Raw genomic sequence first — 18371 nt, forward strand, 5'->3', positions numbered from 1 at the left:
TACATTAGCGACGACGGCTATCTACACTAAACGCACCTGCGCCAAACGCCACCACCATCAGCAAACCACCGACAATGGTCAGGTTTTTCAGGAACATAATCTGTTGCATCTGATCTGCCAGGTTATTGTGAAACATAAACGCGGTTGCCACGGTAAACACAGCAATCCCGGCGGCGGCCAAACGGGTTTTGTAACCCACCAGCAAAGCAATACCAAGCACCAGCTCCACAAACAAGGCAATCGCATAAGCCACTTCAGGCAGCGGCGCGCCCACACTCTGAATATAGCCAATGGTGCCAGCGGGGTTGGCGGCTTTACTCAGGCCGCTGATAATAAAAATCTGTGATAACAAGAGACGACCAGCCACACTGGCTGCAGATTGGATTGCGTTCATGTTGTGCTCCTTTGTGTTGTGGTGCGATGTGATCATCAGCCATACATCGCACACTTCCCTGAGAAAATGTTGATTAGATTGGTTTAGCTGATAAATGGCATTGTATTCCTGAAACAAAAAAATGATAATCCCACACATAATAGTAAAACTGTCTCATATGGGTTGACAATCAATGGCCTCCTTAGAAGAAATGCATTTTTTTGTTGAGGTGGTGAAGCACGGCAACTTCACCAGCGCAGCGCACGCGCTTGGCATCTCCAAACAACTGGTGAGCCGACGCATCATCGCGCTCGAGGCCAGACTGGGTGTGCGATTACTGTTGCGCACTACGCGCAAACTGTCCCCGACAGAAACCGGTAAAGTGTTTTTTCAGCGCGCCCAACAAATTCTGCAAGCAATCCACGATGCCGAACTTGAGATCAGCAACCGCTCAGATGAACTGCGTGGCCTGCTCAAAATCTCAGTGCCACTGTCTTATGCCAACCTGCGGCTGGCCCCTGCGCTCACGGCCTTTATGCAACAACATCCGTTGGTCGACATTTGGCTGGATGCGGATAATCGGCATGTCGATATGATTAGCGAAGGCTATGACATGGTGATCCGCGTGACCGACCAGCCCGAAGAAGGCATGGTGGCGCGCAAACTGGAAGATGCTGCGATGTGCTACTGCTGCAGCCCGGATTATATTGCCCGCTACGGCGCGCCCGCCTCGCCACAGGCACTGTCTAAGCATGCCTGTTTAACACACAGAGCCAGTGAATGGCTGTTTACCGACAACGACCAGATACATCGCATCCCGATTCAGGCGCGTTTAAAATCTAACCATGGCGAGGTATTACGCGATGCCGCCGTGGCCGGGCTTGGTATTACCGGCTTGCCGGCTTTTTATGTGCTGGATGATTTGCAACATGGCAGACTGGTCGAAGTACTGGCGGAGTATGGTATGCAGCAGGCAGGTATTTACGCCATGTACCCTTATCACAAGCAGGTTTCTGCCAATGCGCTCGCCTTGATCGACCATTTACGGCATTGGTTTCAACCAACAGCTGCCTGAAAAATCAGGGTCGGCCACAGCCAAGCTTTACTCCATGAGCGCTACCTGCTTGCCACCATCTACACTGTAGCCACCGGGGCCAAACGCAATCACCACCAGCAAGCCCCCAATAATCGTCGTGTTCTTTAAAAACATAATGACCTGCAGCGGATCAGCCATATTGCTGTGAAACATTAATGCAGTAACAAAGGTAAACATCGCAATGCCCGCAGCGGCCAATTGCGCTTTAAAGCCTATGAGCAGGGCGATGCCCAGACCCAACTCGACCACCAGCGCCACAAAATAAGCCAGGTGCGGCAACGGCAAGTGTGCACTTTGAATGTAGGCGATGGTGCCTGCCGGGTCCATGATTTTAGCAATGCCACTCACAATAAAAATCAGAGACAACAAAACACGCCCCAAAAAACTGACCCAACGCTGTCGTACATTCATACTCATCGCTCCTTGTTGTGATTAAACGCGCCGCCTCACCACAATACACACGTGGCAAGCATGGCTATGTGCATACCGGTTTAACATCTAGCCGCAGCCCCCGGCGGCTCAGCCCCAACTGGGCTTTGGATGTATCACATTTGTTACTCTGCACCATTCCAGCCAGAAACACCAGCATGATTTGACAATTAAAAATAACAGTGTTAACTTAACAATGTTATTTTTAATAAGTGACTTATTTGCATGCCACCCAAGGTTAAAACCAACGCTGAAAAACATGCCGTGCGCACGGCCATCATGGATGCAGCGCGCGAACTGTTTATTCATCAGGGCGTGGAAGCAGTGACTATGCGGGCCGTCGCACAACGCGTTGGCTATTCGGCCACCAGCCTTTACCTTTACTTTGGCGACAAAGAGCAGTTATTAAGAGCGGTGGTTGACGCAGACGTGATCAAACTGGCGCAGGCACTCAAATCGACGCTTAACATTAGTGACCCGTTACAGCGTTTTTTGCAGTTTGGGCAGCATTATGTGCAATTCGCGCTAACCAACCCCAACCATTACCGCATGATGTTTATGACCCAGCATCCGCCATGCGACCCTGCGTTTTCCAGCATTGAGCAAAACAACCCCGAACAAGACGCCTACTCACAACTGATAGGCGTGGTCACCAGTGCCTGGCATGCGGGCGTGTTTAAACCCACCCTGACCGACCCGGCGCTACTTGCACAAACCATTTGGGCCGCCATGCATGGTTTATGTGCGCTGCAAATCAACTTAGCCGACGATGCCTGGATTAACTGGCGGCCATTAGAATCACGTATTCAAGCCATGGTAGACATGTGCTTACATGGATTAATGAAAGAACCGCCACATGCATAAACCGCTAATCATAAGCAGCATGTGCCTGGCTTTACTCGCCAGCGCCTGCCACCAACAAACCGAGGAGGCTGCCGCCCCGCGCCCAGTATGGGTGATGTCAGTCGGCAACAGCCCGGCACACACGGCCGCCAGTTACACAGGTGAAGTCAAATCGCGCTACGAGTCAACCATCGGCTTTCGCATTGCAGGCAAAATAATTTCCCGCTCGGTTAACGTGGGTGACTTCGTTAAAAAAGGCCAGCTCATTGCCCAGCTAGACCCTAACGACAGCCGCCTCAATGCACAGGCCGCCGATGCCGAAGTACAAACCGCACAGGCCAACCTGGCATTGGCGCAGGCAGAACTGGCACGTCGCCAGCAGTTATATAGCCAAAAGTTTATTTCTAAATCTGCGCTCGACAGCTACGAAACACAAGTAAAAACCGCTCAGGCACGCCTGGCACAAACCAGGTCACAAGCGGCCGTCAGCCAGCACCAGACCGGCTACACACAACTGGTGGCAGACCGTGCCGGAGTGATTGGCATGATTCAGGCCGAGCCTGGCCAGGTGGTCGCGGCCGGGCAAACCGTCGCGCAAATTTATGATTTGCAGACCCTGGAAATTTTGATTGCAGTCCCCGAAACGTTAATAGACCGCTTACAGGTGGGCGATGCCACGCGCGTCAGCCTGAGTGATGTGCAGCAAGCGTATCAGGGCCGTATACGTGAGATTTCACCGGCTGCCAATAGCCAAACCCACGCCTTTGATTTACGTATCCAGCTACTCAATGCCGACCAACGCATCAAACTGGGCATGACGGCACAAGTAAGCTTTGCACAAAGCAACACGGCGCCAACACTCATCGTGCCTAGCACCGCCGTCACGCGCCAGGGACAACAAACCAGCGTGTGGGTGATTGACGCCAAACACCGGGCACATTTGCGCCCAGTCACCACGGGTGCACTCACCGAAAGCGGCATCGAGATTACCAGCGGCCTGCAAGCTGCAGAAACCATCGCCACCATAGGTGTGCATACATTAACAGAAGGCATGCTGGTGCAAGCAGTGACGCCCGGCGCCGAGGTACTCCGCTGATGACCACGCCTCACCACAGCGACGAAGCGCAGGCGCAGGCTACAGCCGTGCACGGCTTCAACCTGTCGACCTGGGCACTTAAAAACCAGGCCCTGGTGTTGTACTTTATTGTCCTGACCTTGCTGGGCGGCATGTTTGCCTACACGCATCTTGGTCAATCAGAAGACCCGCCGTTCACCTTTAAAGTGATGTTGATTCGCAGCAGCTGGCCCGGCGCCTCAGCACAAGAGGTCGAGCAGCAAGTCACCGACAAAATTGAGAAAAAGCTGCAAGAAATACCGTCTATCGACTACACCAGCAGCTATTCGCGCCCCGGTGAGTCGGTGGTGTTTATCGTCATTCGCGATAATACCTTCTCAGAAAAAATCCCCGAGTTGTGGTATCAGGTACGCAAAAAAATAGGCGATATCCGCCATACTTTTCCCGCCGACCTGCAAAGCCTGACCTTTAACGACGAGTTTAGCGACGTCTACGGCACCATGTACGCCATCACGGCAGACGGCCTGACGCCGCAGCAATTAAAACGACAAGCCGAGTGGGTACGCGCTCGCCTGCTCAAATTACCCGATGTGGAAAAAGTCGATTTATTTGGCGAACAGCCACAAAAAATCATCATCGAAATCTCCAACCAAAAACTCACATCGCTCGGCATCAGCCCGGCACAATTGGCACAACTGCTGCAACAGCAAAACGCAGTCATCGGCGCTGGCACCTTTGATACCGGCCCAGAAAGAATACGGCTGAATGTAAGTGGGCGCTTACAGTCACTGGAAGAGCTACGCCAGTTTCCGATTCGGGCAGGCAACCAGAACCTGACATTGGGCGACATCGCCACCATCAAACATGGCTATGCCAACCCGCCCGCGCAACGCATCCACTTTAATGGCACCTCGGCACTCTTGATTGGCGTCAGCATGCAGCAAGGCGGCGATGTGATCGCGCTAGGCAAAGCCATGCAGCAGACCATCACCAGCGTACAAAAACAGTTACCGCTGGGTGTGCAATTGCAACTGGTCACCTCGCAGCCGGATATTGTGCAACACTCGGTGCAAGACTTTGTGCGCTCACTTAGCGAGGCGCTGATTATCGTGCTGGCCGTGAGTCTGCTGTCACTGGGCTGGCGCACTGGCATCGTGGTTGCAGTGGCGATTCCTATTGTGCTGTCGGGTACCTTCTTGCTCATGGACTGGCTGAACATCGGCCTGCACAAGATTTCGCTGGGGGCGCTGATTCTGGCACTCGGCCTGCTGGTCGATGACGCGATTATCGCCGTTGAAATGATGGCCGCAAAAATGGAGCAAGGCTGGGACCGCCTGCAAGCGGCCTCGTTTGCTTATACCTCCACCGCCATGCCCATGCTCACAGGCACACTGGTCACGGTGGCGGGCTTTTTGCCGATTGCCACCGCCGTGTCGTCCACCGGCGAATACACGCGGTCTATTTTTCAGGTCTCTGCCATTGCGCTCACCTTGTCGTGGATTGCGGCCGTGATTGTGATTCCATTTTTAGGCTATCACCTGCTACCCAAGGCTAGCCATCACAGCGAAGCAAGCACTCACAACCATGCAGGCCTTTATCAAACAACGTTTTACCAACGGCTACAAAGCATCATCAGCTGGTGCGTGCAACACAAAGGCAGCGTGATTTTAGCCACCATCGCCCTGTTTGTGGTGTCCATGCTGAGCTTTGGCAAAGTGCAGCAACAATTTTTCCCCGACTCTACGCGACTCGAAGTCGTGGTCGACTTACGCCTGGCCGAAAATGCCAGCGACCAGTCTACCGATACTGCGGTGAGCCAACTGGAACAATGGCTGCAAGGCTGGCAGAAAACACATGGCACACTGCAAAATGTGGTGTCTTACGTCGGCTCTGGCGCACCGCGCTATTACCTGCCGCTAGATGTGCAATTGCCACACCGCGCCTTTGCCCAACTGGTGATTTTGACCAACAGCCTGGAGCAGCGCGAAGCCCTGCGCAACGACCTGCTGACCTTGTTTGAGCATGATTTTACGCAATTGCGTGCCTCGGTGCTACGCCTCGAAAACGGCCCGCCCGTTGGCTTTCCGGTGCAATTCCGGGTCGATGGCCAAAACTTGCAGGCGATTCGAGACGTCGCGCACAAAATTGCCGATGCCATGCGCGCCAACCCGCACCTGCGCAATGTGCAACTGGGCTGGGAAGAACCAAGTAAAGTGATTCATGTCGATATTGACCAGCACAAGGCCAGGCTATTAGGTGTCAGCTCGACAGAGATAGCACAGCTGCTGAATACGCAATATTTTGAGCAGGTAGTCAGCGAGTTTAGGGAGGGCAACGAGCGCATAGACCTCGTCATGCGCAGCAGCAATGAACAGCACGCCAAGCTTTCACAACTGGCGCAACTCACGGTGTTAAGTCAGCGCGGCGAGCGCGTGCCGCTGGCGCAGGTTGCCAATATTCACCACAGCTTTGAAGAAGGCGTGATCTGGCGACGCAACCGTGTGCCCTCACTCACCGTGCGGGCGCATTTACGCGGCAATATGCAGGCGCCAGTGGTGTCGGCGCAAATTCAGCAGGCCATAGAGCCAATTTTGCAGCAATTGCCAGCAGGCGTGACGGTAGAAACCGGCGGCGCGATTGAAGAGGCGGCCAAGGGCGCCACATCAGTGGCAAAAGGCGCACCGCTGTTTTTAGCAGTAGTGTTTACCCTGCTCATGTTGCAGCTACGCAGCATTTCCAACGTCATTTTAGTGGTGCTCACTGCACCGCTGGGCATGATAGGCATCACTTTTGCGCTGTTGATTTTTAACATGCCCTTCGGCTTTGTTGCCATGCTGGGCAGCATTGCGCTCTCGGGCATGATCATGCGCAACTCAGTGATTCTGGTCGACCAGATCAAACAAGATATTGCCGAAGGTGCCTCGTTGGAACAAGCCGTGGTGCAATCGACCGTACGCCGCTTCCGGCCGATTGTGTTAACGGCCGCCGCAGCCATTTTGGCCATGATTCCGCTCACGCGCAGCGTGTTTTTTGGCCCGATGGCAGTGGCCATTATGGGCGGGCTGGCGGTGGCCACCGTGCTCACCATTTTGTTTGTGCCAGCGCTGTATACATTCTGGGCAGGATTCACGGCAAGCGCCATGCAATCACGGCGCGATAAACGCTAGGGCATTTTTATAAGTTCAAGTGGCTAAGCCAGACCAGGCGCGATTAAAAAATGATGACGCCGCATATGGCTTATATGTAAGGAGAAATTTTTTATGAGCAACGCAGTATCGCGACGCAAATTGAATTTATAGAAGTGCCCTATAATACGGCTTATCAATAATCGACATTGGGATTCAAGACATGACAGATCAGGCAACCGCACGTTTTAACATGATTGAGCAACAGATTCGCACCTGGGAGGTGCTGGACCCGCACGTATTGGCCACGTTGAACAATATGCCGCGCGAAGCCTTTGTACCCGAGGCCTATCGCGGACTGGCGTTTGCTGACATCGAGATCCCGTTAGCGCAAGGCCAGCAAATGCTCAGCCCTAAAGTGGAGGGGCGTTTTTTACAAGCGCTGCAACTGCAAGCCAAAGACAAAGTGTTATTGATTGGCGCCGGCAGTGGCTACCTGGCTGCTCTCATGGCGCAACACTGCGCCCAAGTCACCGCGCTGGAAATCTTCCCTGAGCTGTGTGCACAAGCCGCGCAATCACTCACCAAACAAGGCATCCAGAATGTACAAGTGATTGAGCTAGACGGCCACAATGGTTATGAATCACAAGCGCCTTATGACGCGATTATCTTTACCGCCTCAAGCCCGGTTGAGCCTGAGGGTGTGCGCTACCAGTTAAGCATTGGTGGCAGACTGCTCATCGTTCTCGGCCAGGCACCAGTGATGCAAGCAACCCTGATTCAACGCCTGGCTGAGCATAGCTACAAGCAGGATGTGCTGTTTGAAACCAGCCTGACAGAAATGCAAAACGCGCCGCAGGCACAAGCCTTTTCATTTTAAAAAACCTCTTATGTCGACTACTCCTTTGCCTTGGTTGTTAGTGCTTGTGAGCACGCTGTGGCTACCGCCACTCACACTTGCCGCTTCACAAAGCTTGGTCGACATCTACCAGGAGGCCAAAGCCAATGACCCGGTGCTGGCCTCCGCCGGCAGCGCTAATCTGGCCGCGCAAGAAATCATCGAACAGGCCAAAGCGGGTTACCGTCCTTCTGTAAACTTCACCGCAGGCGCCAATGCCAATCGCACCGATTTAAAAATTGTCGGTAGCCAAGCGCCTTTCCCTGGCGGGCGGAACACCTATGAAGGTTATCAGGCACAGCTGCAAGCGAGGCAACCACTTTTCCGCAAAGAAAACCTAGAGCGCATTGACCAAAGCAAGGTGCAAGTCAGCATTGCCGACAAGCAATACCATCTGGCGCAACAAAACCTGATGTTACGCACCACCCAGGCTTATTTTGAGGTATTGCTGGCGCAAGACCGCATGACGCTGATACAGGCACAAAAAGAAGCCATCCAGAGCCAATTGCAACAAGCCCAGGCCAACTTTGATGTGGGCACCGCCACCATTACCGACATCAATGAAGCGCAAGCGCGCTACGACCTCATCTTGGCGCAAGAGCTGGCAGCACTCAACGAGGTTGAAATTGCCAAACGCAGCCTGCAAGCGATCACTGGCAAACTGCCTGAACAGCTTGCCAGCGTGCGCGCAGATATTCAGATCAGTTCTGGCCTGAAGCCCATGCAGGAATGGCAGGAGGTAAGCAATGCCAGCAACCTGAATATCCAGATTCAGCAGCAAACGGTACAGGTCAATGAAAAAGATATCGAAATCGCACGCGCCGGGCATTATCCAACAGTGGATGCCGTGGCCAACTATCAGGACAGCCATGCCAACGGCGGCCAGTATGGATTTGGCGCCGACCTGAAAAGTGCCAGCATTGGTGTAGAGGTCTCTGTGCCGCTCTACCAAGGTGGGGCAGTAACATCGCGCGTGCGCCAGGCGGCTTATAACCGGCAAAAAGCGCTGGATGACCTGCAAAACACCTTGCGCCAGACCTCACTCGAAACCCAGCGCGCCTACCTCAACCTGAACACCAGCATCGCCCAGGTGAAAGCGCTAGAGCAAGCACTACGCAGCAGCCAAAGCCAACTAGACTCAACCAAGCTGGGGTACGAAGTCGGCGTACGTAACAGCGTCGATGTACTCAATGCACAACAACAGTACTTCAGCGCCAACCGCGATTTATTGCAGGCGCGCTATAACTACCTGGTCAATATCATCCGCCTCAAAACCGCCAGCGGCATCGTCTCCGAAGCCGATTTGCAAGATATAGACCAGCAACTCGCCAAGCGCTAATACCTATGAATCAAGCCATCGCCAGCACAGACGCCGTTTGGATACTAATCGACGTGCAAACCCGCTTGTGTTCAGCCATGCCAGACACCGCCATGGCCGCGGTGATCAAAAACATTCAGCGCCTGCTGCAAGGCGCTCAATTACTCAACATCCCCTTGTGGGTCACCGAGCAATACCCGGAAAAGCTGGGTGAAACCCTGCCAGAGCTACAAGCTTTATTACCAGACTACGCCCCACGCTACACCAAACTCGCCTTCTCTGCCTGGCAAGAGCCAACGTTACAAGAGTCCTCTGTCAGCGTCGCGCCACAAGTAGTTTTATTCGGGCTAGAAGCGCATATTTGCGTATTACAAACAGCCCTGGATGCATTGGCAGCGGGCAAACAGGTATTTATCGTTGAAGACGCAGTCATTTCGCGCGACGCAGCCAACCGCCACAATGCCATCGAACGCCTGCGCGCAGCTGGTTGCATCATTACAAACACAGAGTCTATGTTGTTTGAGCCTATGCAAGGCGCCACGCATGCGCAGTTCAAGGTGATTTCGGCGCTGATTCGCTAGTGACCTTCATTGGTGTCAAATATCTCGACGTGCGGTAATAAGCCTCTTTAATCACCGCAAAAAATGCGGTAATAATTGACACCTTTTTAGCACAGCTCGCACGATGAGTTGCTCTGGGAATAAATACTTGCAGAATATGACCATTAACGTTGGCTTAAAGCTTCGACGATCATCGCCAGATGATCTTTAAGGATATGGTGATATGACTCAAATCGAATGGAACGACTTTACCAAAGTGGAATTAAGAGTTGGGCGTGTGATTGCCGCCGAAGTATTTGCCGAAGCTCGCAAACCCGCTTACAAACTGCAGATAGACTTTGGCCCAGAAATCGGCGTGCGTAAATCCAGCGCCCAAATCACCGCGCTTTACACACCAGAAAGCTTGATCGGCAAACAAGTGGTCGCCGTCATCAACTTCCCGCCTAAACAAATCGGGCCGTTGATGTCAGAATGCCTGGTGACGGGGTTTCACGATGCGGAAGGAAAAGTGACCTTATGTGTACCGGAACATGAGGTTCCGCTAGGCACTAAATTACTATAAGGGCATTTCGCTATCGCTTTAACTCGTCAAACTTTTCAGCCATCGTCGGATTACCTTTAGTCAGCTTCTTAATGGTTACGTCTTGCGCCTTGTCATTGGCTAAACGCAGATTGCGGCTGGTACTGAGCAATGCATCTTTGGTTTTTTGCAGATGATCGATAGATTTATCAATCTCATCAATCGCCTTTTGAAAATGATTCGAGGCGAGTTCATAGTTACGAGAAAACGCGGTTTTAAACGATTCTAGCTCGCTCTCAAAATTGGTGATGTCTATGTTTTGTGCCCTTACGGTCGCCAACTCGGTTTTGTACTTCATCGAGTTTAAAGCAGCATTACGTAACAGCGTAATCATAGGAATAAAAAACTGCGGGCGTACCACATACATTTTGGGGTAGCGGTGGAACATATCGACGATGCCAGTGTTATAAAGCTCACTCTCAGGCTCCAACAGTGAAACCAGCACGGCATACTCGCAACCCTTCTCGTTACGGTCTTTATCCAGCTCTTTTAAAAAGTCTTCGTTTTTGCTTTTAGTGGCAGTAGTGTCACTCTCGTTTTTCATCTCAAACATAATCGAGACAATCTCTGTACCACCGTCATCGTGGTCTTTAAAGATATAGTCGCCTTTGCTACCGCCTCGAGCATCGTTGTCTTTTTCAAAATAAGCTTTGGGAAAAGCCGTGGCACGGATACGGTTAAACTCTGTTTCGCAATGTTGCTCCAGCGTTTCACCCACCATTTTGGTTGAGAGCTTAGCCTTCAAATCCTTCAATCGCTCAATGGCGTCATCGCGGTCTTTTATTTGCGTTTCGTATTTGTCTTTAAGGGATTTTTCAGCCAACTCTTTTTCAAGAGCGGCCCGGACCAAATTGCTTTTGAGTTCATCACGCTCTTTTTCAACCTGGCTCACCGCTTGATTAATCGCCAGTTTCTTTTCGGTTTCAATGGCTTCCAGCTTTGCTTTTAAGCTTTGGATTTCACTGTCTTTGGCTGAGGCCGTTCGTTGAATTTCATTCGTGAGCTTTGCCTCTGCCAAATTAGCCACACTAGCAATCTCTTGCTTTGCCTGAGCAAGTTGGTTCGCCAAAGCATCACGTTCTTTCTCTACCGCACTCAATGCTTGAGTCACCGCCAATTGACGAGCAACAGCTTCAGATTCCAGCTTAGTTTTCAGTGATTGAATCTCGCTGTCTTTTGCTATCGCGGCTTGTTGCAATTCGCTAGTAACTTTGGTCGTGGCCAATTCAATCGCACTTTGTTTTTCTTTTTCAGCCAACTCTAAGCGTTCATGCAACTGGCGTTCAAAGTCGCTATCGCGGACTTGTTTAAGAATGTCAGCATACCCAGCTTCATCAATTTTGAAGGCTTTGCTGCAATGTGGACAGATGACTTCGTGCATTTAAATTAGGCTCATATTAAGAAATTTAAACTACTTAAATTTTTATACTTTTGAAAATGAATAACAATCTAAGCAATTGATAAATAATGATTAATACTGATTATCTATTTTATTATCTTCATCTCCAGATAATAAAGTTTGTTCTTCTGGAAGTGTTGGCTTCGTATAAGCCATGTTACGCTTACCCCTATCTGGCAATTGAATTAAAACACCTTGTTCAACCCAATTTTTTAGCATTCGCGACGATGCCAAAGTTTCTACTTTTGCAATCTTGCATAAATCGGCATTAGCAATTTCACCCTGGGTATCAATCCAATGACTGACCTCATCCCATATTGTTGGACGCTCCAAGTTTCTGAGTGTCACAGTAACGCTTTCAACTGCTGCTGTCGTGTTTTGAGAATATTGCGGTGGAAAAAGCTTAGCGCTGGCCATTTCTGCAAACATCATTTTTACACCTTCCCCTGCATCAATATTAGGGGGGATAGGAAACTCTCTTAAGTTTTGGGCAATCAGTGGATTCCTAGCTTTTGATCCCGCTTTATCAATATTTGATGGCGTAATATTGCCGGGGAAAATGCCAGGACTTTCCACTTCGATGCGGTCATCAAAAATTTTTATAAAAATATCGCGATTTAAACGATAGTCACGGTGTATGACTGCATTAACTATAGCCTCTTTAACAACACGCTCAGGATACAAATGTTTTGTTTTAAAGCCACTACCACTAAGCGTTAACCCTTTTGCAAGCTCATCTAATACTTCGGCGACTGCTTTATCAATCAAGTCCACCAGTGGACCACGTATTGTTTTAGGCGCTTTTCTTAAGTTTGGTGTAGCCCCTGCGACAGCCTGCTTGCCATCATAGACCATAATTCGAATGTCAGCTCGAGTGCCAAAAGAAGCAAGCAAACTCCCTGGCTCATCTGCAAAAAGCAACACCGTCGCTCGGGTGGGCATAAGTTTACTCCCAGCTTTCGACGCTAAACCTATGCGATTAAGTTGCTCAGGAAAAGTCCCCACTTTAAGCCCACGTCCTGCTAAAAAGGCCTTCCAAGTATCTGTTTCCAGCAAATCAAACTCAACATCGATTGTCTCAGTTTCAGCAGATCGGACGCCGCGCTGATACGACAACTCAGTAATTTCTTCAGCAGTCATTTGCCTACTGCTTGCGTCCATGCGTTTAAACGTGCCGTTGTCAGCGACAGAGTGTACTTTATCGCTTTTGCCAACTTGAATCAGCACAATGTGTCCCATTGACTGATCACGAAGTTTACAAGCCCATCTAAAAAACTTTAAATGCCCAATCACTGGTGTAATTTGTGTACTCAGCTTTCTTCTTAAGTCATCTACTGACTCTGGATTTTCCTCAACACCATATAGCCTTTTTTGACCAATCTCTTGACGTGCATCCGCGACTCCCAAAACGAGAATTCCACCATCTGTGTTTGCAAAGGCGCTGATTGCAATTAATGCTTTGTTGACCATTTGACCAGACACGCGCTTGAATTCCAGGGTTTTACTCTCACTCGCTCTTAGTAAGTTTGCCACCCTAGCTTCAGCCTGCTCTAAATTGAGCTCATTCATTATTTAAACCCTGTATAGATAATCTTTCACCTTATTCTAACTGCAAATATATTCAACTTCCTAAACAGCCCAGCTATACCAGAATCGATAGGGGATTAGACTCGATTAATTCAATAAGTGACGATCTCAACTATCTAGGAATAATATGTACCTTCGCATGCGTCACACCCGTCTGTGACGAGATCGCATTTACGCAGGCTTCCACCTCGGCAATCTTGCCTTTCAATATCACCGTTTCCATACAGTTATCATGATCTAGATGCACATGCTGCGCAGTGATAATCACGTCATGATGGTCGTGCTGTAGTTGATTCACACGGCTGGCGAGTTGCCGTTCGTGGTGATCGTAGACGTAGCTGAGCGAGGCGACGCAGTCTGCTTGTTGGTGGTCGGCATTGGCCATCACGGATTCGTCGAGCGCTTTGCGCACGAGGTCACGAAAGGCCTCTGAGCGGTTGAGGTAGGCTTTCACGGCCACCAGTTGGTCAAAGGCATCGGCCAGGTCGTCTTCGACCGAAATAGTTATGCGGCGCATACACTCTCTCTGCAATTCATTGGAGTTAAAAAGCATGCGCCCCTCTCAGGAGCGCATGCTTTTAATATACCGCAAATTAGGCCGCGCTAACTATGTGAATCAAAAGTTATAGGTGAGTGTCAGGCGGGCGGAGCGTGGCTCCACCGGGTGAAAATGTTTGCCTTCAACTGCGGTTGCCTCGCCGCGCAGTTGCGATTCATAGTAATAATCGATATCGCTGGCTTTGCGGTCAAACAGGTTAAACACATCCAGCGTCAGCGTGGTGCGCGGGTTGTAGCGATAACCGACGCGCGCATAGGTGAGCATGGTTGAGTTTGAACGCACAGAATTATCCGCGACGAGTGCACGTGGGCCAAAATAGCGTAGCTGCATGCTGCCAAACCAGTTGCCACAATTGGTGACCGTTGCGCCCAGCGAGGCGACTTTGTTAATTGAGCCTGGAATATAGCGGCCTGGCTCAGCGGGGTCTTCTTTGGTGAAGCGCGCTTTTGATAAGGCGAGATCCATATCCAGCAGCAGCCAGTCATTGACCACATAATGGTTATTCCACTCGATGCCGGTACGGCGGCTGGCGTGGCTGGGCTGTGTTTCCCCGGCATCGCCGACAAACACCAGCTCTGAGTCGATATCCAGTTGCCATACTGCCAGCGAGCTTTGCAAACCGGGCACCCACTCTGTGCGCACACCTACTTCACTGCCACGCGTGCTGACCAGCGGCGTGACGGGTGAAGCGGCCGAGCCATCCGGCAGGCGGGTCTGGGTGGTGCCTCGCGCATCGTTGCTATGAAAGCCTTTGCCGATATTGTAAAAAAGCTCGGTACTTGCCCATGGCCCGAAAATCACAGACAACTTTGGCGAGGTAATGCCATCACTCGTATTGCCTGAGTTGCCGTTGATGCTGCTTTTGACGTCGAACTGATAACGGTCGTAACGCAACCCCGCCACCGTGCGCAATTTTTCATGCCACCACAGGGTGTTTTCAGCAAATAATCCGGCACTGCTTTCTTCAACCTTATCTGAGCGGATCAGCGATAAGCGCTGGGTTTGTGCGGTGTTATAGAGCGCGACTGGGGAGAGTTTGTCGTAGCGGGTTTGTATGCCCAGCTTGTTTTCCATTGGCATGCCTACCAGCTCACCCAGCCAAGATTTGCTGGCGTTCACACCCAGCATGGTGCGTTTTTCGCTCTGGTTAAACTGGTCGCCATTCACCGGGTCATTGAGAAAATAGGTGAAGTTGCTATATAAATCGAGCGCGGAGCGCACTGAATAAGCACTGACCTGCCAGCCGCCATGCTGGTCGCGATGCTGCTTGGAGAATGACAGGCTATAGCGCGATGAATCGCCACCATCGCTGGGATCTACCGCGTCAAAACGCCCGAGTTGCCCACTACGCACAGCGCGCAACGGGATCTGGTCAGTCGAATTCCACTGGTTATGGTAAGCCATGGCGGTCAAGGTCATGCTGTCGTGCGCATCACCTTCACTGTAGCGCAGCAAGCCATTGTATTTTTTAACGCCCTCAGCCACCTGCCATGGGCCATCGTAGTGGTTTACGTCCAGCGCATAGAGTAAATGTCCTTGCCCAACCGCCACTGAGTTTGCCAGCAGCAGTCGCTGGTAATCATAACTGCCGACGGTGAGACTAGCGATGCCTTGCGGCAACTGATTGACCAGGTGCATACGGGCAACCCCGGCCGAGGAAAAATCACCTTCTTCAGCTGAATATGGCCCTTTTTTATAGTGCAAATGGCTGACCAGCTCGGGGATCAGAAAGTTTAAATCGGTGTAGCCCTGGCCGTGTGCGTGGGTGCGCATATTTACCGGCATCTCGTCTACATAAGTAGCAAAATCGGTGCCGTGGTCTAAGTTAAACCCGCGTAAATAAAACTGGTTGGCTTTGCCGCTGCCACTGTGTTGCGTCACAATCATGCCGGGCACAAACTCAAGCACTTCACCAACACGTGAAATAGGGCGATTTTTAATCAGGCTGGCGTTGACCTTGCCCTCACTGGCCGCATCTGAGGTGCCGATAGCATTATCGTAATGTGCACGGACTTGAACCTCTTCTAGCTCTAACGCTTCACTCGCCAGGCCAGGCACGCTGCTAAACAAGCCTGCCAGCAATAGAGATATGCTCGATTTATTTGTCATTTTTACTACTACCCTCTCGTATGATTTTTTTATTATTGTTCATACGACGGCATTATGCGGCAAAAACTGCAAACCATTTATAAGTAAATTGACGCAATTGCCGGTTTACGCTGGCAAACAGCCACAAAAAAGCCCGCTTGCGCGGGCTTTTTTGTGAACCATGCTACTTACTCAGCAGCTGGCGCTTCTTCTCTTGCAGGTGGGTCGATCAGGGCTTTCATGCTCAAACGCACTTTGCCTTTGTCGTCTAACTCAACCACTTTCACTTTCACAATGTCACCTTCTTTGAGGTAATCGCTCACTGCTTTTACGCGCTCGTGCGCGATTTGTGAAATATGTACCAGGCCATCTTTGCCTGGCATCAACGTCACCACGGCACCAAAGTCAAGAATCTTGACCACGGGGCCTTCGTATACCTGTCCAACTTCAACTTCAGCGGTGATTTGCGCAATACGACGTTGTGCTTCAGCACCTTCGTCAGCATTGGTACATGCAATTTTCACGGTGCCGTCATCTTCGATGTCGATGCTGGTGTTGGTTTCTTTGGTCAATGCCTGAATCACCGCACCGCCTTTACCAATCACGTCACGAATCTTGTCCGGATTGATTTTCATGCTGATGATGCGTGGCGCAAACTGTGACATTTCGGTGTTTACACCAGACACAGATTGTTTCATCAAGCCCAGAATATGCGCGCGGCCTTCTTTGGCTTGTGCCAGTGCCACTTGCATGATTTGTGCCGTGATACCAGTGATTTTGATGTCCATTTGCAGCGCAGTCACGCCTTTGTCAGTACCGGCCACTTTAAAGTCCATGTCACCCAGGTGGTCTTCGTCACCCAAAATGTCAGTCAATACCGCTACGCGGTTGCCTTCTTTAATCAGGCCCATCGCCACGCCAGCCACGTGTGCAGTCAATGGCACACCAGCGTCCAGCAATGACAAACAACCACCACAGACAGACGCCATAGAGCTAGAACCGTTAGACTCGGTGATTTCTGACACTACACGCATGGTGTAATCAAAATCTTCTTTAGCAGGCAATACTGCTTTCAATGCGCGCTTAGCCAGGTTGCCGTGACCAATTTCACGACGCTTAGGCGTACCCACACGGCCAGTTTCACCAGTCGCGTACGGAGGCATGTTGTAATGCAGCATAAAACGGTCAGAGTACTCACCAGCCAAGGCATCAATCGTTTGCTCATCGCGGCCAGTACCCAAGGTGGCCACAACCAGCGCCTGTGTTTCACCACGTGTAAACAATGCTGAACCATGTGTACGTGGCAATACGCCAGTACGCATCACAATAGGACGCACAGTGCGTGTATCGCGACCATCAATCCGTGGCTCGCCGTTCAAGATTTGGCTACGCACAGTTTTCGCTTCCAGCTTAAAGAACTCATCTTTAATCGCGTTAGCTTCTTCGGTTGAAGTTTCTTCTGTAATCAGTGTGCTCATGACACGTGATTTCACTTCATCCAGCTTGGTAGAGCGCTCACCTTTAGATTTGATTTTGAAGGCAGCATTGATGTCTTCTGCAGCAATTGCGGCCACTTTTTCAATCAGCGCAACATCTGGTGCTGGTGCAGTCCAGTCCCAAGCATCTTTACCTGCTTCAGCGGCCATCTCATTGATCGCGCTAATCACAGATTGCATTTGCTCGTGACCGAATACAACCGCACCAAGCATCACTTCTTCAGATAATTCTTTAGCTTCTGACTCCACCATCATTACGGCAGTCTCGGTTGCACCCACCACTAAGTCCAACGCAGACTCTTTTAACTGCGTGGCGGTTGGGTTTAATACATATTCACCATTGATATAACCAACTCTTGCAGCACCCAATGGGCCATAGAAAGGAATACCAGACAAAGCCAATGCCGCTGAAGCACCAATCACCGCTGGAATATCAGAGTCAATTTCAGGATCAAGCGACAACACAGTCGCTACCACTTGCACTTCGTTGTAAAACGCATCCGGGAACAATGGGCGCAACGGGCGATCAATCAAACGTGCGGTCAATGTTTCTTTTTCAGAAGGGCGACCTTCACGTTTAAAGAAGCCACCTGGGATGCGGCCTGCCGCATAGGTTTTTTCCTGGTAATCCACGGTCAATGGAAAGAAGTCCTGGCCTTCTTTAACTGAACGTTTGGCAGTCACAGCAACCAATACTACAGTGTCACCGTAGCTAACAACCACGGCACCATCGGCCTGACGCGAAATTTCCCCGGTTTCCAGGGTTAATGTATGCGCACCAAACTGGATGCTTTTTTTAGTAATTTCAAACATATTTTTCCTTTTCTCTACCATGGCTATTCACTACCCAATAGCCAATCTCAACGAAACAATCAATTTAAGTGTGGTGACTTCCATCAACACGCTACATCTGACAACACCGGATGCAACGCACTCACAGAAGCC

General features: G+C 50.7%; 15 protein-coding genes. 8 read left to right on the forward strand and 7 right to left on the reverse strand.

Annotated features, from left to right (window positions below):
- Positions 1 to 4 precede the first annotated feature (4 nt).
- Positions 5 to 394 carry a DoxX family protein gene (locus METH5_RS0105015; RefSeq protein WP_029147484.1) on the reverse strand — a complete coding sequence of 130 codons (390 nt, stop codon included), beginning with the start codon at positions 392 to 394 and terminating at the stop codon, positions 5 to 7.
- A gap of 172 nt (positions 395 to 566) precedes the next feature.
- On the opposite strand from METH5_RS0105015, the gene METH5_RS0105020 reads away from it, so the two are divergent.
- The gene (locus METH5_RS0105020; protein WP_029147485.1) at positions 567 to 1448 is read left to right on the forward strand and encodes a LysR family transcriptional regulator; all 882 of its coding nucleotides are present in this window, start codon (positions 567 to 569) and stop codon (positions 1446 to 1448) included.
- 27 nt (positions 1449 to 1475) lie between these two features.
- On the opposite strand, the gene METH5_RS0105025 is transcribed toward METH5_RS0105020, so the two are convergent.
- Complete coding sequence (locus tag METH5_RS0105025; protein ID WP_029147486.1) at positions 1476 to 1880, reverse strand: DoxX family protein; 405 nt, start codon at positions 1878 to 1880, stop codon at positions 1476 to 1478.
- A gap of 243 nt (positions 1881 to 2123) precedes the next feature.
- Between METH5_RS0105025 and METH5_RS0105030 the strand changes: the two genes are divergently transcribed.
- From METH5_RS0105030 to METH5_RS0105060, 7 genes are all read left to right on the forward strand, one after another.
- On the forward strand, positions 2124 to 2762 hold the full coding sequence (locus METH5_RS0105030; RefSeq protein WP_029147487.1) for a TetR/AcrR family transcriptional regulator: 639 nt from the start codon (positions 2124 to 2126) through the stop codon (positions 2760 to 2762).
- Positions 2755 to 3837, forward strand: coding sequence for an efflux RND transporter periplasmic adaptor subunit (locus tag METH5_RS0105035; RefSeq protein ID WP_029147488.1), 1083 nt, complete (start codon positions 2755 to 2757; stop codon positions 3835 to 3837). The genes METH5_RS0105030 and METH5_RS0105035 overlap by 8 nt, the downstream gene beginning before the upstream one ends.
- Positions 3837 to 6983 (forward strand): efflux RND transporter permease subunit, encoded by a 3147-nt coding sequence (locus METH5_RS0105040; protein WP_029147489.1) that lies wholly within the window; start codon positions 3837 to 3839, stop codon positions 6981 to 6983. Before METH5_RS0105035 ends, METH5_RS0105040 begins: the two co-directional genes overlap by 1 nt.
- A gap of 181 nt (positions 6984 to 7164) precedes the next feature.
- Positions 7165 to 7821, forward strand: a complete 657-nt coding sequence (locus METH5_RS0105045) for a protein-L-isoaspartate O-methyltransferase (RefSeq protein ID WP_029147490.1) — start codon at positions 7165 to 7167, stop codon at positions 7819 to 7821.
- 10 nt (positions 7822 to 7831) lie between these two features.
- Positions 7832 to 9178, forward strand: coding sequence for a TolC family outer membrane protein (locus METH5_RS0105050; protein WP_029147491.1), 1347 nt, complete (start codon positions 7832 to 7834; stop codon positions 9176 to 9178).
- A 5-nt stretch (positions 9179 to 9183) separates the two neighbouring features.
- Entirely contained in the window at positions 9184 to 9738 is a 555-nt protein-coding gene (locus METH5_RS0105055; RefSeq protein ID WP_029147492.1) for an isochorismatase family protein, read from the forward strand.
- A 202-nt stretch (positions 9739 to 9940) separates the two neighbouring features.
- Entirely contained in the window at positions 9941 to 10279 is a 339-nt protein-coding gene (locus tag METH5_RS0105060) for a tRNA-binding protein (RefSeq protein ID WP_029147493.1), read from the forward strand.
- Positions 10280 to 10289: 10 nt separating this feature from the next.
- Here METH5_RS0105060 and METH5_RS0105065 read toward each other — a convergent pair whose 3' ends face one another.
- The 5 genes from METH5_RS0105065 to pnp form a co-directional block, all read right to left on the reverse strand.
- The gene (locus METH5_RS0105065; protein WP_029147494.1) at positions 10290 to 11678 is read right to left on the reverse strand and encodes a DUF2130 domain-containing protein; all 1389 of its coding nucleotides are present in this window, start codon (positions 11676 to 11678) and stop codon (positions 10290 to 10292) included.
- 90 nt (positions 11679 to 11768) lie between these two features.
- Positions 11769 to 13265: an ATP-binding protein gene (locus tag METH5_RS0105070; RefSeq protein ID WP_051412863.1), complete on the reverse strand. Its 1497-nt coding sequence runs from the start codon at positions 13263 to 13265 to the stop codon at positions 11769 to 11771.
- 130 nt (positions 13266 to 13395) lie between these two features.
- On the reverse strand, positions 13396 to 13800 hold the full coding sequence (nikR, locus tag METH5_RS0105075) for a nickel-responsive transcriptional regulator NikR (RefSeq protein WP_029147496.1): 405 nt from the start codon (positions 13798 to 13800) through the stop codon (positions 13396 to 13398).
- Positions 13801 to 13899: 99 nt separating this feature from the next.
- A complete protein-coding gene (locus tag METH5_RS0105080; protein WP_029147497.1) occupies positions 13900 to 15951 on the reverse strand; it encodes a TonB-dependent receptor in 2052 nt (683 codons plus the stop codon).
- A 167-nt stretch (positions 15952 to 16118) separates the two neighbouring features.
- Positions 16119 to 18239, reverse strand: coding sequence for a polyribonucleotide nucleotidyltransferase (gene pnp, locus METH5_RS0105090; protein WP_029147498.1), 2121 nt, complete (start codon positions 18237 to 18239; stop codon positions 16119 to 16121).
- Between the last annotated feature and the right edge of the window lie 132 nt (positions 18240 to 18371).

The sequence above is a fragment of the Methylophilus sp. 5 genome, from assembly GCF_000515275.1.
In the GTDB taxonomy this organism is placed as follows: Bacteria; Pseudomonadota; Gammaproteobacteria; order Burkholderiales; family Methylophilaceae; genus Methylophilus.